We start from the raw sequence: 21,170 nt of genomic DNA on the forward strand, positions 1-21,170 counted from the left end.
CTCCAGGGTAGCTGACGACTCGTGCCCCGGTGGATTCCACCCCCACGAGAAAGCCTTGGAGTCATCGGAGCCCTGGGCTAGAAAAGGCCGCCCAGGAAGAGGTTGCCGTGCAAGAGAAGCGAAAGATCCTCCTCATCGACGACAGCGAGATCACCCTCGCCATGGAGAAGGCCGTGCTGGAAGCGCGCGGCTACGAGGTCATCGCCACGTCGACGTTGATGGAGTTCGAGAAGACCCTGCAGACGTGGAAGCCGGACCTCATCCTCACGGACATCCACATGCCCGAGGCCAAGGGCACGGACATCTGCCGGACGCTGAAGAACGAGTACGGCACCCAGGACATCCCCATCATCCTCTTCTCCAGCCTCCCGGATGACGAGCTGAGCAAGCTGGCCGAGCAGGTCGGCGCCGACGGCAGCCTGTCCAAGGTGAACGGACTGGAGAAGATGGGTGAGAAGATCGACGAGCTGGTACAGAGCATCATCTGGTGAAGCGGTGAAGCGGCTCGTCACCGGACTGGCCCTGCTGGCGGCGCTCTCAGGGTGCTCGCGCAGCAAGGAGTCCCGTCCCGCCGAGCCACCGGCCGCCTCGCAGGGAAACACCGCCGCCCGGGAGGACGCGCCGGGAGCCATCCTCTTCGTGTCCGCGGACGTGCGCGGCTACCTGGGCCCTTGCGGCTGCAGCGAGAACATGCGCGGAGGCATCGCGCGCGCGGCGGCGCAGGTGAAGGAGGCGCGCAAGGGCGCCCTGCCCGTCCTCTACGTGGACGGCGGTGACAGCCTCTTCGGAGAGAAGGAGCTGAAGCCGGAGCAGGTGCCGCAGGAGGAGCGCAAGGCGCGGGCGCTCGCCGAGGCCATGAAGGACATGGGCCTCGTGGTGCGCGCGGCGGGTGAGCTGGACGACACGCGCGGCGCCGCCTTCCGCCAGGGGCTGGGACTGCCCGAGCTGGAGCCCGGCGGCGTGAAGGTGCTGGCCGCCGGGGCGCGCAAGGTGGGCGTGGTGGGTGCGGCGGACGCGGCGGGGCTGAAGCAGGCCGCGGCCAGGGCCCGTGCCGGGGGCGCCCAGTTCGTGCTGGGCCTCTTCCACGGCACCATGCAGCAGGCCCAGCAGGCCGCGGCCACGCCGGAGCTGGGAGTGGACCTGGTGGTGGCCACGCACACCGACTCCGAGTTCGACGGCGAGGAGAACAAGCCCGCGCGGGACGTGCCCGTCGTCGCGCTGCAGAGCAAGGGCCGCTCGCTGCTGCGCGTGGACCTGGCCTACGGCGCGAAGCCGGGCCCCTTCACCCTCCAGAAGACGGCGGCGGACACCGAGCGCGAGGCCTCCTCCCTCGAGCGGCGTCTGGCGCTCATGGACAAGGAGATCAACCTCCCGGGCCTCTCCCCGGAGCGCAAGCAGCTGCTGCAGCAGAAGGTGCAGGAGCTGGTGGCGCGCCGGCAGGCCCTGCTCACCGCGCCAGTGGCGGCGGCCGGCGAGGGCGACAGCTTCTCGGTGCGCTTCGTCCCCCTGGAGTCCACCCTCCCCTCGGATCCCCAGGCCCTGAAGGTGGTGACGGCCTACGACGCGGACGTGGGGAAGATGAACCTCGAGTGGGCCAGGGCACACGGCCAGGACTGCCCGGCTCCGGAGAAGGGCCAGGCCGCCTTCGTGGGCAACGCCTCGTGCGCCGAGTGCCACGCGGAGTCCTTCCCGCTGTGGGAGTCCTCCAAGCACAGCCACGCCTGGAAGTCGCTGGAGGACGCGGGCAAGCAGTTCCACCTCAACTGCACCGGCTGCCACGTCACCGGCTGGGAGAAGCCCGGCGGGGTGTGCCGCCTGGACAAGGTGGCCGGCCGCGAGAACGTGGGCTGCGAGAGCTGCCACGGCCCGGGCTCGCTCCATGCCGAGGACCCGTCCGACGCCAACATCATCGCCCGCCCGGGGCAGGACGTGTGCGTCACCTGTCACAACCGGGAGAACTCTCCCTACTTCGACTTCGCCACCTACGTGCCGAAGATCCTCGGTCCCGGCCACGGCCAGCCACCGGCAGTGAAACCGAAACCTTGAAACACATCCAGGCGGTGTGTTTCTTCCCGTTGGCACCATCCAAGGGGAAGATGGCCCGCCCGGATGCTTGTTTGAGTGAAGCGAAAAGCATCGAACACTCGAGTCCCCCATCAACCCGGCCCCTCCAGCAGCCGGCTCCCAGGTGACCATGCCGCCCTTCAGCCTGATCTTCCTGGTCCTCTCGTCCGTCCCGCCCGCCAAGGAGGCGGTGCCGATGCCTCCGCCGCCCCCCGGGATGCGGGTGCTCGGCGCGCAGGACAAGCAGTTGCTGGCGGGGGCCGCCACGGCCCGGGCCCAGGAGCCCGAGGCGGAAGTCCCTGTCCAGTCCGCCGACGAGGTGCTGGAGGACCTGCGCAACGAGTCCACCGAGGCCGCCGACGGCGAGGAGCCCACGGAGGAGTCCACCGAGCTCGAGGAGATGCGGGCGCTGGAGGGCGCCACGCTGGACCCGGGTGCCCGGCCCAACGCCGAGGTGCTCCAGTCGCTGCGCCGGCTGGGCCTGGCCAACCCGCTGCGCCAGCGCATGCTGGACGCGTTGGAGGAGCCCACCTTCCGCGAGGACGAGGAGCTGGGCGAGCTGCCCCTCATCACCGACCTGTCCAGCTTCGACGTGGCGCGGGTGCAGCCCAAGTACGACATCCCGGTGGAGATGCAGCCGCTGGTGGCCCAGTACATCCAGTTCTTCCAGGGCCCGGGCCGCAAGTGGTTCCGCAAGTGGGTGAGCCGCTCCACGCGCTACCTGCCGGTGATGCAGCCCATCCTCGAGGCCCAGGGGCTGCCGCGCGACACGGTGTACCTGGCGATGATCGAGAGCGGCTTCTCCCCCACCGCCTACTCGTGGGCGCACGCCTCGGGCCCCTGGCAGTTCATCTCCAGCACCGGCCGCCAGTACGGGCTGCACCAGGACTTCTGGGTGGACGAGCGCAGGGATCCCATCAAGGCCACCTACGCGGCCGCGCGCTACCTGAAGGACCTCTACAAGGAGCTGGGCCACTGGTACCTGGCGTGGGCCGGCTACAACACCGGCAGCGGCCGGGTGCGCCGGCTGGTGGAGCGCCACGGGACGGATGACTTCTGGGTCATCTCCGCCGAGAAGGGGCTGGCCACGGAGACGAAGCACTACGTGCCCAAGCTCATCGCCGCGGCGCTCATCGCCAAGCACCCGGCGGCCTTCGGCTTCTCCGAGGACGAGTTCGTCTACGAGCAGGCGCTCCGCTTCGACGAGGTGAAGATCACCGACGCCACGGACCTGGACGTCATCGCCCGGGCGGCGGGGGTGTCCGTGACGGACATCCAGGAGCTCAACCCCGAGCTGCGGCGCTGGTGCACCCCGCCGGCGAGCGCGAAGAACCCCTACGTGCTGCGCCTGCCCCAGGGCACGGCCCCGCGCTTCGCGGAGAACTTCCCCCGCATCGCGCCCAAGGATCGGCTCACCTTCCGCGTCCACAGGGTGAAGCGCGGCGACACGCTGTCGCAGATCGCCCTCACCTACGGCACGGCGCCCGAGGCCATCCTGCAGATGAACCAGCTCAAGAGCGTGCGGACGCTGAGGCTGGGGGCGGAGCTGGTGGTTCCGGTGCCGGCCGGGCGTGGGGCCAAGGCGGACGCGGACAGCGCGCTGGCGCGCAAGGTGGCGCAGGCCCGGCGCAGCGGCGTGACGGTGATGCGTCCCGAGGACGAGGTGCCCGCCGGCACGCCGCGCGGCCCCGTGGCCACCGGCCCCATCAAGACGGAGAGCCTCAACGGCCGCAAACGCATCACCTACGGCGTGCAGTCGGGGGACAGCCTGTGGGCCATCGCCCAGCGCTTCCAGGTGAACGTGGAGGACATGCGCAAGTGGAACAACCTCTCGGTGCGCGCCAGCAAGAAGGCCCTGAAGGTGGGCTCGGTGCTGTACGTGTGGCCGGACAGCGCGCCCAAGCAGGTGGTGGAGCGCGCGGGCACCGTCATCGCCCAGCGCGCCCCGGCCGCCAACGCGGGCCGCCCCGGCGCCGTGCACGAGCTGGCCGCGGGCGAGTCCATCTGGAGCGTCGCCCAGCGCTACGGCGTGACGGTGGAAGACATCAAGCGGTGGAACAACATCAAGGACACCACGCGCCTGCCCACCGGTCTGCGGCTCGTGGTGAAGGCCCCGTAGGGCCCCTGCCCGGCCCCGGCCGCCAGGCGGAGCCCGGGGCGCATGGCCACACCGTGCGCCATGGCCTCGGCCTTGCCTCGCCTCAGGGCACGGCCAGGTTGATCATGTAATACAGGCCCTGCAGGTAGCGGTTGAGGGCGCCCATCAGCATCGGAAGAACCGTGATGATGCTCGCGCCTCCGCCCAGCGCCAGGACGAAAACGACGGCCGAGTATTCGACCATCGCCTGACCGCGCCGGCGCCGCCAGCCCAAGAGGCCTCGCCGCCCGGCACGCTCCACGCACTTCGCCTCACCCGCTTCAGTGGTCCTCATCGTTCTTCACCTTCACACCCGGGGGAGCCTTGGGCGGCTTGATGTTCTCCATCATGTACTGGGCGTCCAGCTTCCCCTTGGACTTGCAGCTCCCGTTGCAGGCATCGGCCATCTGCTTGCAGTTGGCCTCGCAGGCCTGCTTCGCATCCGGGTTGTTCTTGATGTCCTTGCAGGGATCCGCGCACACCTTGTCGATGATCTCACACTGATCCGCGCACGTCTGCGGAGCCTTGGTGACAAGGGGTTTGGGAGGCTGAGGCGCGGCCTCCTTCTTCTTCTTGGGGGCCTGGGCGGAGGCCAGTCCCGCGGCGAGCAACACTCCCAGGGTCACGGAACGCAAGGTAGGGACGAACACGGCTTTTCCTCTCATTGATCGAGCCACATCAAGCCTACAGCCACCGTGGCGGGATCCGTATGGGCCTGGGCGGAAATGGCCAGCAGGGAGTTGCCCTTCTGGTAGCTCTCCATCCCGGGCAGCCCATCCTTCACCGACACGGCGACGAAGCCGCGCTGGAGCAGCTCCTTGCGGTAGAAGGACTGGACGTTCTCCACCGAGCTCTCCCGCACCAGGAAGAAGGTGCTGCGCGAGGACATGCCAGGCTCGAGCTGCTGGATGGCCGAGGGCAGCTCCGCCTTGGGCGGCAGCGGCACGCCGTCCGGCAAGGTGGAACGCCCTTGGATCAACTCCTCCGGGTTGCCCACCGAGGCCAGGATGACCGTGCCCTCGCCATGGGGGACCAGGGTGATCGTCTTCAGGTTCTTGCTGCCCGGCGGCCGGAAGCTCAGGTACGTCATCCCGGGCACTTCATCCACCTGGCCCTGGATCGGCGCGATCCCCATGTCCTCCAGGGACTGCAGGTAGAACTTCGTCACCACCCGCGGAGGCTCCTCGACGATGAGCGAGGCGATCTCCATCCGCGCGCCGTTGACGAGCTGGCTGCCCATGGGCTCGGGACGCACGCCGCGGTACACACCGAAGCCGAAGAGATCCGCGTCCGCCGGCTCCGTCTCCGGGAGCGGGCCCTGGGACATCACCTCACGCACGAACGTCCGCCAGCTCTCCTCCGAGGCGTAGGGGTCGTGCCCATTGGCCCGGTGCACGGCGAGGGGATCCTCCCCAGGCTGCGCCGCCGCGCCACACGAGCCGCCCGAGCCACCGCAGCACGAGCCCCCAGCGGCGGAGGACGACTGCGCCGGCCTGGCCTCGGAGAGCGCCTGGGCCACGGACTCTTTCGGACCCTGGCCGGCCAGGGCGGGGGCCGCCCAGACCAGGGCGGCGGTGACAACGACGCTTCTCAAGGACACCGATCCCTCTCCTCCTGACGGCAGCCCATGTAGTGCACGCCCCGGTTGCTGGCGGCGTTCACGTAGTTGTTGTTGACGTTGCGGTAGGGCGTGGACTGGAAGCCCTGGCCTCCGCCGAAGCCGAAACCCGCGGACTGTTGCCGCTGTCCCGGGCTCTGCGCCCTGTAGCGGGAGATGAGGAACACACCCGCCATGTTGGGCAGACCCGTCACACTCCGGGTGCTCGCCCCCGCGGTGATGGCCGTCAGGATGCGCTGCGACGCGGCCCGCGCCGTGAAGGCGCCCGAGGCCCCCGCCACCGCCGCGTAGGTCGGCGAGTTCGTGTAGTGGAACGTCACGCGATCATAGAAGGGACCATCCACGTTGCCCGGATCGGCCATCGCGTTGGGGCGCGCGCCGATGTCCGCATCCGCGAGCCTGCCGGAAGCCGCGCCGTTGCGCAGCGCCCACGTGTGGTAGATGAGCGAGCCCGTCTCGTGGGCCACGATGTTGCCACCCCGGCCCTGGAACTCGTGCGAGTCCGAGTTGTTCTGACGCTTGGTCAGGTTGGACATCTTCACGTCGGTGAACTCCGTGAAGAGCTTCTCCGGGATGAGGTAGTTGTAGATGTAGCCCGTGGCGTTGCACCGTACCTGGCCGCCCACGTTGTATCCGGAACTGGCGAACGCGGACATCAGGCCGGTGGGATCACTGGTCACGCCCGAGTCCCCCGACAGCGTGCACTGGAACTGGGTGTCCGGCCCCACGTTCGCGTCGAAGCGGAACGTGTACTGGGCGGCGAAGTAGATCTTGTGGTGCTTCTGGTGGTTGTGGTTGCCCCGGATGCGCTCGACCTCGCCGTAGCCCGGGTTGTTCACCTCCGCGCCATCATCGATGGCGGAGGTGTGGTCCGAGTACGTGGCGCGCACGGCGCGCTGAATCTGGCCGAAGTCCTCGTCCCGGGAACCGGACTCGGAGTTGCGGACGGAGAAGTCCCACAGGCCCGACACGACCGTCTCCTGGAGATCCAGCTTCATGAACGCCGCGTCGATGAGGAACAGGGCGTAGAGCAACAGCGGGATGAGGACGATCATCAACAGCGCGGTCTCGGTCAGCGCGGCACCGCGCCGGCGCCTGGAGCCCGCGAGGGCCCACCGTGAGGAGAGGCTGCTCATTGGACGTTCACTCCCTTTCCGCCGCTATTGGGCACGGCCCTCGCGCCGCCCACCACCACGGCCGCGTCCGAGTCGACGCTCGTGAGCGACGCCAGATCCTGAGCCGTCAGCGGGTGGAGCTTGGCCCGCCAATAGGGATTGAAGAGGTTGGGGTAGTCGGACCAGTCGCCGATGCGGTGGTAGTAGACCTGGGCCTTGGAGAAGGCGTGCATGGGCTCGTTGTTGGTGAGCGTCAGCACGGCATCCTGGGAGCCCGTGTTCTTGATGCGGACCGTCCCGGTGCCGTTCTTGGCCACCTCATAGGGGCCGCGGATGCCGTACTCGTTGACGCGGGCGTCCGTGGTGACCGCGGCGAAGACCGCGGGCTGATTGAACGGAGCGCTGGTGCCGATGTTGAACTCCGTGAAGCGCTCCATCCGCATCTGGGGAGAGGAGTGCTGGCTGCCCGAGTGCGGCCGGTTGAAGAAGTCCAGCATGCCCAGGTCCGCCCGGTGGCGCGCGGACTGGCCACTCACCAGCTCACCGGGGCCCATGGGGCCCATGGCCGGCAGCGGCCCCATTCCGGCGCCGTGCCGCCACTGGCCGTTGAGCGTGCCCCAGTCATACGAGCTCATGCTCTGGCCCTGGGTGGACGACGCCGCGCTGTCGCGCGCCATGAAGACCATGCCGCCCGTCTGCCCCGGGAAGTTGCCGTCCGTCGCACCCGTGCGGCCGCCCGCCATGAAGCCGGTGTCCGGCACCTGGGAGACGAGCCAGTTGCCCTGCGGCCCCATCCACAGCGAGGCCCGGACGAGCTGGTTGAGCTGCGGGAAGAGCACCGCCTGGATGGCCGGAGAGCCCTTGCGGTTCCACGCGAAGTCCTGACGGGAGGCGTTCACCGTCTCGGCCATGATGCGCCGCTTGAGCTGGGTGTTGGTGTAGAAGATCTTGTTCCACTGGGCGACGTTGAAGGCGTTCACCATGTCCTCGTCCTTCGTGACGGACGAGGCCTTCGCCATGTTGTCGTCCTTGAGGGAGCCGAGGCTGCCCGACATCAACGTGGACGTCATGCCCACCCGCACCGCCGTCTGCGAGCCGCTCAGCAGGGTGACGTGGGCGTCCAGGGCGCGCATGAGCTGCTGCGCCGGCTGGTCCAACTGGCGGATGCGCTGGCCCATCCGCCCGCTGATCCAATCGATCGTCAGGCCCACGGCGTTGATGCTCGCCTCGAACGAGTGGATGCAGTGGGTGAAGCAGCAGGGCGCGCACCCGAAGGGCGAGCAGCAGCAGTAGCACAGCGAGCGCTCCTGCGCGGCGATCTGACTCATCACGCCCGCCGCGGACAGCTTCAGGTCCACCAGCATGGCCGCCTCGGACATGTACGCGTGCACGTTGGCCATGCCCACGTAGGCCGAGGCGATGGCCCTGTTGGTGTACGCGAAGTGGTTGAGGGCGCGAGCCTCGGCCACGGCCAGGGAGAAGGCCTTGGCATCCGCGTAGTTCTGCAGCCGGATCTTCTGCTGCACCGACACCGTCACGTTGATGGTGATGAACACCACCAGCGCCAGGACCAGAAGGGTCACCACGCCCAGGATCATCGCCTGGCCGCGCGAGCGCATGGCCCCGGAGCCGGGGCCTCGTGACTGAGCTCGAAGCAACTTCATCATGGAAACCTCGTCATGCCGCATCCGGGGAACCCGCCCCCGCTCAAGGCGTGTAGTGGATGCACTTGTTTTCTTCGGGCAGTTTGAATCGGTTGAGGAACAGGTTGCTCTGCATCCGCATGGCGTAGCTGACGTTGATGGGCAGCGTGTAGATGCGGCGGTTGGCCAGATTGCGGACCGCGGTGAACTGGGCACCCGACTTGGTCACGGTCGGCGGCGCGTCCTTGTCCGTCATCATCAGCACCGACGGCAGGGAGAGCCCCAGATACGTCCGGGTCATGATCCAGTTGGCGAAGGGGATGGGCATCCGGTAGAGCAGCTGCAGCTGAACGCGCAGGCGCATGCGGTTGTAGCGCCGCATGCCCTCACCCGTCTGGGCGTCGAAGCCGGTGGGCAGTTGCACCTGCGGATCATCGAAGTCCACCTCGTTGTTGCTACCGAGGCCGTGCAACGCGCGCTGGGTGGCCGCCGGCAGTGGCGTCGAGCCGGTGCCGCGCAGCTCCCCCAGGGTGGGCCCACAGATGACGATCTCCACCATCTTGGCCCCCCCCATTCCGCTGGCCCGGTTCTCCGCCATCATCCGGTTGTACTTGGTGAGGATGTCGCTGGTGCTGCTGGTGGGCAGGATGGTCTCGGAGCTGCTGACGAGCACGGGCAGCAGATGGAAGATGGCCGCGGCCTCCATCGCATCCACGCTGGCGTGGTTCATGGCCCCCACGCGCGCCGCCCGGTACACGGCGTACTTCGCCATCACCCGGGTCTGGGCAATCATCCCGAGTTGTAGGATTCCGAGAATCAGGAACATGAAGAGTGGAATGATCAGGGCAGTTTCCACTGCGACCTGACCTGATTCTCCACGGGGATGGCGACGAGTGACAAAGGCCATGGCACCGCGCACATTAGGAGCGGGAGAGCCCCCCACACTATCGGTCAACTTGCCGCACGGGCTCTGCGGTAGGGTGCAACCCGGAGGAAGAACGAAAATGAGAGAGATGTGGCGGAACCTGGGAGCAGTGCTGGCGTTATCGCTCGCGGCCTGCGGCGACCCGAACGACGGCGGCGGCAATGGCAACACGGTCTGTACGGGTACCTACAGCGGGGCGCTGACGGGCCGTGTCAGCTTCTGCAGCCTGGAGGCCACCCGGCTGGCCAGCGGGCAGCTCCAGTACAACCTCCAGATCGACCCCGCGCCCGGCAGCGGGACCGTCCAGAGCAACGACAACATTCTCATCACCCTCACGGGTGAGCCCAAGACGGGCACCCTCACCGGGACCGCCATCTCGCAGGCCCTCGGCTCGGTCTACTCGAGCAATGACCGGCAATACACCCTGCAACAGGGCCTCGGGGGCGAGAGCCTCGGCTTGGTGTCGCTGACGATCGACTCGGTGCCTGGCGGGCAGAGCGCGGGCAACGGCAACACGCTCTACCAGTGGTTCGGCGGTAAGGCGCAGATCCGGTACGCGGCCCCCGCGGGCGCGGGCTACACCGGCACGGTCGATCTGTCGCTCGACTTCAAGCCGCAGTAGCGGCCGCCTGCCCGGCAGGTGGGGCGCTCGCCAGGAGTCCGGCCGAGCGCCCCTCGCCTCCCGGCCCTGCTCACCCCTCCTCGAGCAGCATCTTCAGCTCGCGGATGCGCCGGGTGACGTGGTCCCGGTCCAACCGGCGGAAGCTCTCGGGCAGCAGCTCGCGGCTGGTGCACTCCTGCACCGCCACCAGGTTCTGCAGCTCGATCTCCAGCGGGTAGCTCGGCGGCACGAAGTCCTCGAAGACGGCCTTGAGGTCCTCCACCGTCGCCTGCTCGCGCCCCTGCGCCAGCGCCCGGAAGCGCGTGCGCACCAGCACCGCCTCCATGTCCGCGCCGCTCAGCTGCCGCGTCCCCGTGGGAATCAGCTCCGAAATGGACGTCACCTCCAGCTTCAGGCCCGTCTTCTTCTGCATCACCTTGAAGAGCTCCTCCCGCTCCGCTTCCGTCTCCGGATAGAAGAGCGCCAGGTGCTCCTCGGCGCGGCCCTGCCGCTTCAGGTCGATGGGCAGCAGGTCCGGCCGCGCCGTCAGCAGGAACCAGACGATCTTCCCGCGGTACACCGTGTTGCCCATGAACGAGGCGATGGAGCCGAAGATGCGGCTGCTCGTCCCCGAGTCCCCGCCCGAGTCACGGTTGCCCAGGAAGGTGTCCGCCTCGTCCACCATCACCGCCACGGGCCACAGGGCCTTGAGCAGGTTGAAGATCTTCTCCAGGTTGGACTCGGTGACGCCCTGCCACTGGCTGCGGAAGTTGAGGAACTTCACCACCGGGATGCCAATCTCCCCGGCGAAGCAGGACACCATGAACGTCTTGCCGGTACCCACCGGGCCGCTGACGAGGTAGCCCATGGGCATCACCTCGATGCGCCCCTTCTTCAGGGCGTTGGCCGCGTGGCGCAGCATGTCCTTGGCCTTGCCGTGGCCCGCCACCGCGTCCAGCGTGTGCACCGGCTCGATGAACTCGAGCAGACCGTGGCACTCGGCCTGGATGAGCTCCTTCTTCTTCTCCTTGAGCAGATCCGTGGTGATGCGCACGTCGCGCTCGAGGGCCTCGGTGAGCACGCGGTCCAGGTTGATGCGGGAGAGGCCGGCCGTCATCTTCGCCAGGCCCGCCAGCGGCACGTCCGACACCGCCGCCAGCTTCTTGCCCTCCAGCTTGTAGCGCACGTACTCCAGCCGCTCCTCCTCGGTGGGCAGGGGCAGCTCGATGGCCGCCACGTACGGGTTGCGCGACAGGCGCTGGGACACGTCCGCCAGGTTCTCCGCCAGCAGCACCACCGACGCGTCTCCGCCGAGGAACTGCGGGTCGTGCGCCCACTTCTCCAGCGTGGCCAGGACGAACCGGTCCTCCGCCGACAGGTGGCTCATCTCCCCGCCCGGCACCAGCGTCTCGGCGAAGTCGATGATGAGCGCCAGCGACTTGCCCTCGCTCAGGCGCATCCGCAGGAAGTTCTCCAGGATCTGGAGCGCCCGCGCCGGGTCCCTCGGCAGGCTCTTGGCGTAGTCCGTGCCGTAGAGCGCGTCGTAGCCCGCCATGGTCCGCTGGAAGTCCTTCTGCGTCTCCGCGGACGCGGAGCGGATGCCCGACGAGCGGTCATAGAAGATGACGTGGTCGCGCCCGCCGAAGAGCTCCTCGGACAGGAAGGTGCGCAGGGTGCCGAAGCTCCGGCTGCCATCCTCCTGGGTGGTGGGCTGAAGGTCCCTCACCGCTCCGTAGAGCAGGAAGGTGCTGACGGTCTTCGTGTAGTACTTCTGGGCCAGCTTCTGGGCCCAACCGGGCAGCCCCGAGAGTGGATCCGCCGCCTCGGCCTTGCGTGACTTGGACACCGACACACCCCTCCCGCCCCGGACGGGGCGCGCACGCCCGCCCCTCTCCGGGCGGGCGCCTCTCTTTACCTCGCTACTTGCAGCCGCGCTGCTTCTTCAGCCGCTTCTTCACCTCGCCCGCGCCAGGAGCCACGTCCACGTCCACGTCGTCGTGGCAACGCAGCTTGAGGCTCACCTGCTTCACGCCGTTGGCCAGCCGCACCCGCTTGGGCGTCGTGCCGAGTTCCTTGCCACCCGCGACGATGGCCGCTCCCGACGGCGTGGACGCCACGTCCACCTCGAAGCCATCCGCCTCGAGCTTGAACTGCACGTCCGTGGGCTTGTCGCCCGCCTCCGGGGTGACGCGCTGCTGCTTGGGCAGGTAGCCCGGGGCACTGGCCTCCACCAGCACCTCGGTGCCCGCGGTCAGCTCGCCGAAGTACGTGGAGCTGCTGCCCTTCTCGCGCACCACCTTGCCGTCCACCTTCAGCTCCGCGTCCGGCGGCTGGGTGACGATCATCACGCGCGCCACCTGCACCTGGCACTCGAGCTTCGCGGTCACCTGCGTGGGCGTCATGCCCTCGGCGATCACCACCTGCTGCGTGTAGGGGTGGTAGCCCTCGGCGGTCACCATCACCAGGGCGGGGCCGGCCTTCACCTCCTGCAGCACGGGCAGCTTGGACGTGTCCAGCTCCTGGCCACCGAAGCTCACCCGGATCGGCCCCTTCACCTCGGGAGGCACGTTCACGAGCACGTAGCCCATGGGCGGCGGCCGGGACATGAGGAAGCCCGCCACTCCCGCCAGCACGAGCAGCAGGACGGCGAGCCCCGCGATGAGCGGCATGAGGTTGCGTCCCGCCTTCGCCGGAGCTTGCGCGGGAGCGGCCACGGCAGTCAGCGCCGGAGCCGTGGGAGCCGCGGCCGGAACGGAGCGCTGGGCAGCGGCGGCCGCTCGCAGCGGAGTGGCCGGCGTGAGCTCCATGGCGTCCTGGGAATCGGGCTCCTCCAGGAGGGGAGGAGGCGGCGCCACGGGGGACCGGGGAGCCGCCACCGCCGGCGTGGCCGCCAGCGAGGCCCTCGGCACGATGGACGGCTCGGACACGGGAGGCTCCGGCCGCACGGCGCGCAGCCCATCCATCGTGTTGCGGCCCTGACGGGCCACGGTGGTGCTCTCCGCGGACGGCGGGGCGGGCGCGAGCGTCGGAATGGACGGCCGGGGCGGGGCCGCCAGGCCTGGCGGCCGCATGGCCGCCATGCGCTGGGCGGGCTGCTCGTCGATGACGGGCGGGCGCGGCACCTCCACCGGCGTCACCGTGCGCCCGGGGCCCACGAGGCCCGGCTGCGTGGTGGGCTCCGCGAGGTAATCGGGGCTGCTGACCACCATGGTCGCGCCGGACTCCTCCTCGTCCGGCACCGGGGGCGCCGTGGGCGCGGGCGCCGTCAGCTTGGGCATGGCGCCCAGCGTGGGGGCCCGGCGCACGCCCCCCTGCGAGGGGTTGGCGGGCATCGGCGGCGACACGGGCGGCTGGCTCGGCACCGGCGCGCTGGCCGGCACCTGCACCTGCGGCGCCGAGGGAGTTCCGCCGAAGCCCATCTCGATGGCGGCCAGCATCCCCTCCGGGGGCTTGATGTCCGCGTACTCCTGCAGCCGCTGCTTCTCGCGCTCCACGTCCTCGGCGAAGGTGGACTTCATGTACTGCATGAGGTCCTTGCGCCCGAAGATGGAGTCCGACGTCAGCAGGAAGCGCTGCAGATCGTCCCCCAGCTCGTTGGCGTACTGGTAGCGCTCGTCCACGTCGCGCGCGAGCGCCTTGAGGACGATCTTCTCCAGCGCCTCGGGGATGCGCCGGTTGTACGTGGAGGGCGGGGCCACCTCGGCCTTGCGCACCTTCTCCAGCACGCTGAAGTCGCTGTCACCCACGAAGAGCCGCTCACCGGTGAGCATCTCGTAGAGGCACACGCCGATGGCGAAGATGTCGCTGCGCCGGTCCAGCGGCAGGCCGCGGATCTGCTCCGGGCTCATGTAGCCGAACTTGCCCTTGAGGATGCCGGCCTGCGTCTTGGTGGCCTTGCCCGCCGCCTTCGCGATGCCGAAGTCGATGACCTTGACCTCGCCCTCGAAGGAAATGAGGATGTTCTGCGGCGAGATGTCGCGGTGGACGATGTTGAGGTCCTGGCCCTGGTTGGTCTTCTTGCGGTGGGCGTAGTCCAGGCCCTCGCACATCTTGGAGACCACGTAGGCCACCAGCGGCACCGGCGCGGGCTCGCCCTTCTTCCGGCAGCGGTCGAAGATGGCCCGCATGTCCCGGCCAGGGATGTACTCCATCGCGATGAAGTAGCTGTTGGTGATCTGCCCCAGCTCGTAGATCTGCGCGATGTTGGCGTGGTTCAGCTGGACGCTGATCTTCGCCTCGTCGATGAACATCGAGATGAATTCATCGTCCTCGGCGATGTTCGGGAGGATGCGCTTGATGGCGACGAGGCGCTCGAAACCTCCCGCGCCGAACATCTTTCCGCGCCACACCTCCGCCATGCCGCCGATGTTGATGCGGTCCAGGAGGAGATATTTCCCAAACGGGATGGGCTGCCGCTTCGGTTGAGTGGTCGTCACGTGGGTGCGTGGCTCGGTGTTTGAGAGCCGAGCCTATCGACCGCGCCTCCATAGGGTCAACCGCGCGCCGTCCCCCACCCGCAGAACGTCCCAGGTCAACCTCAGGGAGTGGGGGCCGGGGCCAAGGCCCCGGCATCCATTGTCTCGGGGGACACAGTGGGTTCCTCCTCGGAAGAAGGAGCCAGCGGGAGAGCGAGCGGCTCTCCTGCGTCCTCCTCCGGCGGTGTGGGTTGCACGATCGCCACGTGCGGCTGGCCGTCCACGGACAGCACCGCGGGGAGCCCGAAGCGCTCGCCCGCTGGCAGGGCGACCAGGGAGACCCAGGCCGTCTTCCGGTCCGGGGCCACGCAGTAGATGAGCGTCCCCACCGCGAGGCCCGGCGCCTCCCGGACGGGCCCCTCGCACCCCGGACGCACCTGGAGCGACCAGGCCGCCGCGCGCTGTCCCCGGACGAGGTACGGAGGTGGCTCGAGGTCCGCCAGCAGCGGCTGGAGCACCGCCGGGTCCGACGGGACGGTGCGCCCATCGGACAGCGCCTCGGCCTTCTCCTCGAACTGGCCGAGCACCAGGAGAGAGATTTCCTCGGAGCGCAGCGGCACCCGGTTCTCGGCCCGCACCAGGTCCACGAAGAGGGCGCACAGCAGGAGGATGGGCAGCAGCCGGTAGCCCTTGAAGTCCTCGCTCCTGCCGCGCACCAGCCCCCAGAGGACGACGCCCACCACGCCCACGGTGGCGGCGAGCACCCCGGCGGGCCACACCAGCGGGGGCAGCTCCAGGAAGGCGGACACCTCGGCGCTCCGGGCCCGCGAGGCAGCCAGCAGGTCGCTCCCGTAGAGCCACGCGAGGGCGCCCCCGGAGGCGGCGTTGCCGAGGAGCGTCTTGAGGGAGGGCCGCGTCATCCGGCGAGCGTGCGTGCGGGGTCCGTGGCCGCGGCCCTGTGGCTGGGGAACCAGGCGCCGGCCACCGCGGCCAGCAACCCGAGCCCCACCCCCCCCACCACCACGTACCAGGGGAAGGAGAAGAAGCTCTCGGGCTTGAAGGGGAACCGCGGCAGGTAGGAGACGGCGAGCCGGTCGATGAGCAGCGCCAGCAGGAGCGCGACGACGGTGCCCAGGAAACCACCGGCCACGCCCACCACCCCGGCCTCGGCCAGGACGATGTTGCGCACGTCCGAGCGCGAGGCGCCCACCGCCTGCATGACGCCGATCTCCTTGGCCCGCGCGCGCACCGAGGCGCTCAACGCATGGGCGATGTTCACCGCCGCGAGCACGCAGATGAGGATGGACAGCAGCGCCAGCGCGGACGTGGTGAGCGTGACGGCGGCGCCCACGTTCTCGGCGAGCCGCCGCTCCTGGTCGTCGATCTCCAGGCCCATCTCCCGCACCGCCGCCATGATGCCGGGCACCGCGCCGGGGCTGGTGGCCACCAGGGTGATGCCGGAGTACGTCTCCGCGTCCTGGCCCATCTCGCGGTTGAGGCGGATGGCGGCGTCCAGGGGGATGGTGACGCCCGCGAGCAGCGCCCGGTCCGACGCGCCCACCACCTGCACCTGGGCCGAGATGACGGCGACGTCGGGCAGCGGCGCGGTCACGTAGGAGCGGTTGAAGTCCACCGGCAGGGTGAAGCCCACGAGCAGGCTCGGGGTGAGCGTGGGCAGCTTGCGGGCCGGGGCGAAGGTGTTGTTGTAGATCTCCAACAGCCGCGTGGAGATGAGGCCCGGCAGCGGCTGGCCCGGCCCCGGGTCCACGAACTTGCCGAGCTGCACGTCGCCCTCGACGAGGCCGGGCTCCACGCCCACCGCGAGGACGTCCATGCCCATGCGCATCTTCCGGCCGAAGAAGTCACCGTTGTAGAGGCTCGCCGCGGGGGCGCGCACGCTCATCTTCCGGTAGAGCTTCTCCACGCCGGGCAGCGCCTGGAGCCGCTCCACCATGGTGGCGTCCAGCTTGCCACCCCCGAGGAACGAGCCGAGCGACACCGCGGGAGGCACCACGTCCACCAGCCGCGCGTCGTTGGGGAAGATGCGCTCGCGGATGACGCGGCCCACGCCCAGGCCCAGGCCCACGAAGAAGACGAGCGCCCCCACGCCCATGGCCACGCCGAAGGCGGAGAAGAACGCGCCCCGCCGCTCGCGCGCGAGGCTCAACCGCACCAGTTGGGACAGCGCCGCCAGCCTCATGACACACCTCCCGCCAGCGCGGGCCGGGACTCCTCGACGAGCCGGCCCTCCTTGAGGCGCAGCACCCGCCGGGCCGCCGTGCTCATGCGGTCCTCGTGGGTGACGGCGAGCAGGGTGATGCCCTCGCGGTTCAGCTCCTGGAAAAGCGTGATGACGCCCGCGCCCGTGGCGGCATCGAGGTTGCCGGTGGGCTCGTCACACAGGAGCAGCCGGGGGCCGGTGAAGAGGGCCCGGGCGATGGCCACGCGCTGCCGCTCGCCGCCGGAGAGCCGCACCGGGGCGCGGTCCTTCTTGGCCAGCAGCCCCACCCGGTCGAGCAGGGCCTCGGCGCGCTTGCGGGCCTCGGGGGAGGCGGGGCCGAAGTGCGAGGGCATCAGCACGTTCTCCACCGCGGACAGGTTGGGGATGAGGTGGAAGGACTGGAAGACGAAGCCCACGTGCTGGTTGCGGAAGCGCGCGAGCTCCTTGTCCTTCAGGCCGGACAGCTTGACACCGGCCACCTCCACGTCGCCCTGGTAGTGCACGTCCAGGCCGCCCAGCAGGTGCAGCAGCGTGGACTTGCCACTGCCGGACGGGCCCACCACGGCGACGAAGTCACCGTCCGCCACGTCGAGCGAGAGCCCATCCAGGACGCGCACCTCGGTGCCATCTCCGTCCCGGTACTGTTTGACGATGTCGCGTGCGCGTATCAATGGGGTGCCAACCAGAGGGTGAGCTCGGCCTGCAGGGCCTTCTCCTTCTCGGAGAGGCCCAGCGTGACCGCGCGGAGGTCATCCGTGGCGTCCAACCAGCGCACCGTGGTCGCCTTGATGGCGAAGCCGCCAATGCCCCAGGCCTCGGAGGGAAGCGCCTTCACCGCATCGGCGAGGCGCCGCAGGTCCAACACCGCCCCCAGCACCGGACCCTGGAGCGCCGGGCGCAGGTCCTCGGCCAGGGGGCTGGTGCCCGGGGGGCCCTTGAGCTTCGTGAGCGCCGCCTCGAGGCGCGACTGCGGCGCGGCGAGCACCACCTTGTCGCCCACCGAGGCGAAGTGCGCGCCCTCGCCCTGCCGGTACGAGGTGAGGTAGACGCGCTGGCCGCCGACGTCCGAGGGCTTCACCTCGGCGCCGAAGCGCTGGGCGATGGGCGGCACCTTCTCCAGCGTGGAGGCGAGGGCCGCCGGGTCCTTCCCCTCCCCCACCACCACCAGGTGCACGAAGCGGAAGGGGTTGGTGCGCCGCAGGTCCAACGACGGCACGCCCGCCGCGAACTGCGCGGTGGGCGCCAGGGACACGCCCGCGACGAGGCCGGGCTTCAGCTTGTCCAGCACCTCGCCCTTCAGGTCGAAGCCGCTCTCCTGCACCGCGCGGGTGACATAGGGGCCGACGAGGTAGGGCCAGACGCCGCCGAGCTGCGCGGGGTCTCCCCGGTAACGGGCCACGAGGAAGCTGTCCTCCGGGAGGTAGCCGGTCAGGTCCGTGGCCTGCTGCGGCACGAGCGCGGCGAGCGAGGCCTGCGTGTCCGGCCACGGCGTGTCCATGCGCAGCGTCACCGCGCGCTCGCCGAGCGAGCCCGCCAGGGTCACGGCCTGGGTGGTGCCGGCCGGGACGAGGAAGCCCGTGCCACCGGGGAGGAAGGCGTAGAAGTCGCGCTCGGCGGGCAGCCTCTTGAGAGACGCATTGAGGAGCGGCTCCTCGACGAGCGACTTCTCCACGGGCAGCGTGGCGTAGCCGGAGAGCTGGGACACCATGGCGCCCGCGCCCAGCAGGGCGTAGTCGCCGGTGAAGAGGAGCCCCAGCGCGGGCTGCTGCGCGCCGGGCCGGGTGAAGGTGACGAGCGTGCCGCCGGCCACCTTCTGCTCGGCGGTCTCCGAGGCACCGAGCCGGTCCCGGGCGAGCTTGGAGAAGGTGTCCCGGAGGGTCTTCTCGTCCTTCACGCCGAGCACGGTGAAGGCCTGGTCGCCACCGAGCAGGGCCGCACCCGCGCCCCGGCCCGGAGCGAGGCCGGCGGCCTCCATGGCCTGGCGGCTGCGCAGGTCCACGCCCACCTGACGCATGATGGCGGAGACGTAGGCCTCGGCGGACGCGGCGTTCTGGAGCTGGGCGACGAAGTTGGCCAGCTTGAGGTTCTGGAAGCGGGCGAGCCGCTCGCCGAAGGTGCCAAGGTCGGGGACGACGAGGGCGGCCTGGGCGCCACGGGGGAGGAAGCGGGCGGGGTTGTTCGTCTTCACTCCCTGGGTGCCCTGCTTGTCGCCGCAACGGGAACAGCCGGCGAACACGAGCAGGACGAGCAGGAGCCAGGGCGAGGCGCGGCGGAGCATAGGAACGGGAGTGCAGACGGCCCCGGGCCCGGAGTCAAATTCTTCCTGCGGAAGCTTTGGCACGGCCGTCTGGGGGGGGGACCTTGCCCTACCTGGAAGCGCACTGGGAGAGTGGGTGATCAACCCGCGGACCGGCGAGTCCAGAGGCGGCAATCCCCACGAGAAGGCGAGCACCCCCATGTCCGATTCCTTCACCCGCAGAACCGGCCTGCTGGCCGCGATGTTGCTGCTGGCCATGAGCACGGCGGCCGAGGCCACCACCGTCCGGGTCTTCTACGACGTTGGCTACGGCAACCGCATCAGCATCCGGGGCAGCAAGGCGCCCCTGTCGTGGACCACCGGCACGAATGCCACGTGGACCCCGGGCAACATCTGGACGCTGTCCTGGGCCAACACCGTGGGTGACGTGGAGGTGAAGCCCCTCATCAACGACGCCACCTGGTCCACCGGCGCCAACTACCGCATCAAGGCCGGCGCCACGGTGGACATCTACCCGTTCTTCGGCCCCGCCTCGGGCCGGCTGCAGTCCGTCTCCAACTTCTACTCGCCGCAGTTCGGCAACTCGCGGACACTCACCCTCTACCTGCCCCCGAGCTACTCGGAGAACCCGCTCAAGCGCTACCCGGTGCTGTACGCGCACGACGGGCAGAACCTCTTCGATGCCGCCCGGGCCACCTACGGCGTCGAGTGGCGCATGGACGAGACGGCCAACTCGCTCATCGGCAACGGCTCGATGGACGAGGTCATCATCGTGGGCATCGACCACGGCGGGAACAACCGCATCTACGAGTACACCCCCTGCTGCGATCCCCAGTACGGCGGCGGAGGCGCGGACAAGCACGAGCGCTTCATCCTCGACACGGTGAAGCCGTTCATCGACCAGAACTACCGGACGCTGGCGACGAAGACGAACACGGCGTTGATCGGCTCGTCCTTGGGCGGGCTGGTGTCGTTCTACGTCGGGCGGCGCAACCCGGCCGTCTTCGGGAAGCTGGCGGCGATGTCGAGCTCCTTCTGGTGGAACAACCAGGCGCTGACGCAGCAGGTGGAGGCCTCGACCACGAAGGTGGCGGTGAAGTTCTACATCGACGCGGGGACGAGCAGCGACGGACTCACCGAGACGACGCGGATGCGGGACGCACTGGTGGCGGACGGGTACGTGCAGGGCAACGACCTGTACTATTACGTGGCCCAGGGCGCGGGACACACCGAGTCCGCCTGGGCGGCCCGGCTCAACATCCCGCTCACGTACCTCTTCCCCTGGCAGAGCACCGTGTACTGAGGGAGAGGGGACGACCGCGGACCTCCGCTACCGCACCCGAGTCCCGTGCGGCAGCGGACCCGAGGTCTCCTCGGTGAAGTCGAGGAAGCGCTCCATGTCGCGCACCGTATCGTCCGTCGCCTGCGCCTCCGCGCTGAGCGCCTCGAGCTGCCGGTTCACGCTCTCGGGGTCCCGGATGGCGATGGACTGCTCGTGCGTCAGCCGCATCAGGTCCTCGATGCTCGCCAGCTGGTGGCTCACCATCTCGCGGCTCTCCCCCGCCTGCTCGAAGCGCGCCAGCCGCTTGCGGAGGATCTCCAGCCGCTTCTCCTTCACGTCCTTCAGCCGCGGGTTCGTCTCCTGCCCCAGCTCCGACTCCAGCGCGCGCACGTCCTTCTCCAGCGCCTGCCGCTCCGAGGAGTTCAGGTACGTGCGGTACTGGTTCAGCGTGGAGATCAGCCGCAGGAACGAGGTGAGCAGCGCGTCCAACCGCTGCTCGCTGCTGGCCGCCAGCACCCGCCCGCCGGGCAGCTTCGCGTAGTTGGCGAGGATCTTCTCCTTCAGCCCCACCAGCACCTGGTAGTGCTCGCGCTGCGAGGCGGCCAGATCCGACAGCAACGCGTCCACCTGCTGCCGCGCGGCATCGTCCGCCTGCGCCTCCGGGTTGCTCGCGCGCACCGCCCGCTGGAAGCGCTTCGTGAAGGGCACCACGCCCAGGTAGACCGCCTCCACCCCGAGCGCCACCAGCGCTGGAGTCGGATCCCCGGTCATCGCCGCCGAGGCCCCCGCGGTCAACAGCCCGACCAGGTTGGCGGGCAACAGGAGGGCAGCCTTGAAGAAGTTGGGAGTGCGGGCCACGGAAGTCCTCGCCAGCAAGGCGCCTCGCGGACAG

General features: G+C 69.5%; 18 protein-coding genes. 5 read left to right on the plus strand and 13 right to left on the minus strand.

The window, feature by feature from the left end:
- Window positions 1-107: 107 nt before the first annotated feature.
- From VFZ09_RS20210 to VFZ09_RS20220, 3 genes are all read left to right on the plus strand, one after another.
- Complete coding sequence (locus tag VFZ09_RS20210; protein ID WP_047859801.1) at window positions 108-491, plus strand: response regulator; 384 nt, start codon at window positions 108-110, stop codon at window positions 489-491.
- A 4-nt stretch (window positions 492-495) separates the two neighbouring features.
- Window positions 496-2,046 carry a multiheme c-type cytochrome gene (locus VFZ09_RS20215; protein WP_329729256.1) on the plus strand — a complete coding sequence of 517 codons (1,551 nt, stop codon included), beginning with the start codon at window positions 496-498 and terminating at the stop codon, window positions 2,044-2,046.
- Between the two features lie 148 nt (window positions 2,047-2,194).
- A complete protein-coding gene (locus VFZ09_RS20220; protein ID WP_329729257.1) occupies window positions 2,195-4,183 on the plus strand; it encodes a LysM peptidoglycan-binding domain-containing protein in 1,989 nt (662 codons plus the stop codon).
- 82 nt (window positions 4,184-4,265) lie between these two features.
- Here VFZ09_RS20220 and VFZ09_RS20225 read toward each other — a convergent pair whose 3' ends face one another.
- From VFZ09_RS20225 to VFZ09_RS20250, 6 genes are read right to left on the minus strand one after another with little or no spacing between them, the layout of a single operon-like run.
- On the minus strand, window positions 4,266-4,496 hold the full coding sequence (locus VFZ09_RS20225; RefSeq protein WP_329729258.1) for a hypothetical protein: 231 nt from the start codon (window positions 4,494-4,496) through the stop codon (window positions 4,266-4,268).
- Window positions 4,483-4,851 (minus strand): hypothetical protein, encoded by a 369-nt coding sequence (locus VFZ09_RS20230; RefSeq protein WP_329729259.1) that lies wholly within the window; start codon window positions 4,849-4,851, stop codon window positions 4,483-4,485. Before VFZ09_RS20230 ends, VFZ09_RS20225 begins: the two co-directional genes overlap by 14 nt.
- Window positions 4,852-4,862: 11 nt before the next feature.
- Window positions 4,863-5,795: a hypothetical protein gene (locus VFZ09_RS20235; protein WP_329729260.1), complete on the minus strand. Its 933-nt coding sequence runs from the start codon at window positions 5,793-5,795 to the stop codon at window positions 4,863-4,865.
- A complete protein-coding gene (locus tag VFZ09_RS20240) occupies window positions 5,792-6,955 on the minus strand; it encodes a hypothetical protein (RefSeq protein ID WP_329729261.1) in 1,164 nt (387 codons plus the stop codon). Before VFZ09_RS20240 ends, VFZ09_RS20235 begins: the two co-directional genes overlap by 4 nt.
- Window positions 6,952-8,601, minus strand: a complete 1,650-nt coding sequence (locus tag VFZ09_RS20245) for a hypothetical protein (protein ID WP_329729262.1) — start codon at window positions 8,599-8,601, stop codon at window positions 6,952-6,954. Before VFZ09_RS20245 ends, VFZ09_RS20240 begins: the two co-directional genes overlap by 4 nt.
- A gap of 40 nt (window positions 8,602-8,641) precedes the next feature.
- Window positions 8,642-9,484 carry a TadE family protein gene (locus VFZ09_RS20250; RefSeq protein WP_329729263.1) on the minus strand — a complete coding sequence of 281 codons (843 nt, stop codon included), beginning with the start codon at window positions 9,482-9,484 and terminating at the stop codon, window positions 8,642-8,644.
- Window positions 9,485-9,581: 97 nt separating this feature from the next.
- Here VFZ09_RS20250 and VFZ09_RS20255 point away from each other — a divergent pair, with 97 nt between their 5' ends.
- Complete coding sequence (locus tag VFZ09_RS20255; RefSeq protein ID WP_329729264.1) at window positions 9,582-10,124, plus strand: hypothetical protein; 543 nt, start codon at window positions 9,582-9,584, stop codon at window positions 10,122-10,124.
- A gap of 70 nt (window positions 10,125-10,194) precedes the next feature.
- Here VFZ09_RS20255 and VFZ09_RS20260 read toward each other — a convergent pair whose 3' ends face one another.
- The 6 genes from VFZ09_RS20260 to VFZ09_RS20285 form a co-directional block, all read right to left on the minus strand.
- Complete coding sequence (locus tag VFZ09_RS20260; protein ID WP_329729265.1) at window positions 10,195-11,949, minus strand: ATP-binding protein; 1,755 nt, start codon at window positions 11,947-11,949, stop codon at window positions 10,195-10,197.
- 73 nt (window positions 11,950-12,022) lie between these two features.
- Entirely contained in the window at window positions 12,023-14,539 is a 2,517-nt protein-coding gene (locus VFZ09_RS20265; RefSeq protein WP_329729266.1) for a serine/threonine protein kinase, read from the minus strand.
- Window positions 14,540-14,640: 101 nt separating this feature from the next.
- Complete coding sequence (locus VFZ09_RS20270) at window positions 14,641-15,438, minus strand: hypothetical protein (RefSeq protein WP_329729267.1); 798 nt, start codon at window positions 15,436-15,438, stop codon at window positions 14,641-14,643.
- The gene (locus VFZ09_RS20275; RefSeq protein ID WP_329729268.1) at window positions 15,435-16,718 is read right to left on the minus strand and encodes an ABC transporter permease; all 1,284 of its coding nucleotides are present in this window, start codon (window positions 16,716-16,718) and stop codon (window positions 15,435-15,437) included. Before VFZ09_RS20275 ends, VFZ09_RS20270 begins: the two co-directional genes overlap by 4 nt.
- Window positions 16,715-17,410 carry an ABC transporter ATP-binding protein gene (locus VFZ09_RS20280; RefSeq protein ID WP_329729269.1) on the minus strand — a complete coding sequence of 232 codons (696 nt, stop codon included), beginning with the start codon at window positions 17,408-17,410 and terminating at the stop codon, window positions 16,715-16,717. Before VFZ09_RS20280 ends, VFZ09_RS20275 begins: the two co-directional genes overlap by 4 nt.
- Window positions 17,407-19,017 carry a hypothetical protein gene (locus tag VFZ09_RS20285; protein ID WP_329729270.1) on the minus strand — a complete coding sequence of 537 codons (1,611 nt, stop codon included), beginning with the start codon at window positions 19,015-19,017 and terminating at the stop codon, window positions 17,407-17,409. The genes VFZ09_RS20280 and VFZ09_RS20285 overlap by 4 nt, the downstream gene beginning before the upstream one ends.
- Window positions 19,018-19,195: 178 nt before the next feature.
- On the opposite strand from VFZ09_RS20285, the gene VFZ09_RS20290 reads away from it, so the two are divergent.
- Complete coding sequence (locus VFZ09_RS20290; RefSeq protein ID WP_329729271.1) at window positions 19,196-20,299, plus strand: alpha/beta hydrolase; 1,104 nt, start codon at window positions 19,196-19,198, stop codon at window positions 20,297-20,299.
- 27 nt (window positions 20,300-20,326) lie between these two features.
- Here VFZ09_RS20290 and VFZ09_RS20295 read toward each other — a convergent pair whose 3' ends face one another.
- Window positions 20,327-21,136: a hypothetical protein gene (locus VFZ09_RS20295; RefSeq protein ID WP_329729272.1), complete on the minus strand. Its 810-nt coding sequence runs from the start codon at window positions 21,134-21,136 to the stop codon at window positions 20,327-20,329.
- Window positions 21,137-21,170 lie beyond the last annotated feature (34 nt).

Origin of the sequence: Archangium sp., from assembly GCF_036277355.1 — a bacterium.
Lineage (GTDB): Bacteria > Myxococcota > Myxococcia > Myxococcales > Myxococcaceae > Archangium.

Coding starts and splice junctions, on each gene's coding strand:
- VFZ09_RS20220 (WP_329729257.1), top strand. CDS start 2,195: ATGCCGCCCTTCAGCCTGATCTTCCTGGTCCTCTCGTCCGTCCCGCCC.
- VFZ09_RS20225 (WP_329729258.1), bottom strand. CDS start 4,496: ATGAGGACCACTGAAGCGGGTGAGGCGAAGTGCGTGGAGCGTGCCGGG.
- VFZ09_RS20240 (WP_329729261.1), bottom strand. CDS start 6,955: ATGAGCAGCCTCTCCTCACGGTGGGCCCTCGCGGGCTCCAGGCGCCGG.
- VFZ09_RS20245 (WP_329729262.1), bottom strand. CDS start 8,601: ATGATGAAGTTGCTTCGAGCTCAGTCACGAGGCCCCGGCTCCGGGGCC.
- VFZ09_RS20250 (WP_329729263.1), bottom strand. CDS start 9,484: ATGGCCTTTGTCACTCGTCGCCATCCCCGTGGAGAATCAGGTCAGGTC.
- VFZ09_RS20255 (WP_329729264.1), top strand. CDS start 9,582: ATGAGAGAGATGTGGCGGAACCTGGGAGCAGTGCTGGCGTTATCGCTC.
- VFZ09_RS20270 (WP_329729267.1), bottom strand. CDS start 15,438: ATGACGCGGCCCTCCCTCAAGACGCTCCTCGGCAACGCCGCCTCCGGG.
- VFZ09_RS20275 (WP_329729268.1), bottom strand. CDS start 16,718: ATGAGGCTGGCGGCGCTGTCCCAACTGGTGCGGTTGAGCCTCGCGCGC.
- VFZ09_RS20285 (WP_329729270.1), bottom strand. CDS start 19,017: ATGCTCCGCCGCGCCTCGCCCTGGCTCCTGCTCGTCCTGCTCGTGTTC.
- VFZ09_RS20290 (WP_329729271.1), top strand. CDS start 19,196: ATGTCCGATTCCTTCACCCGCAGAACCGGCCTGCTGGCCGCGATGTTG.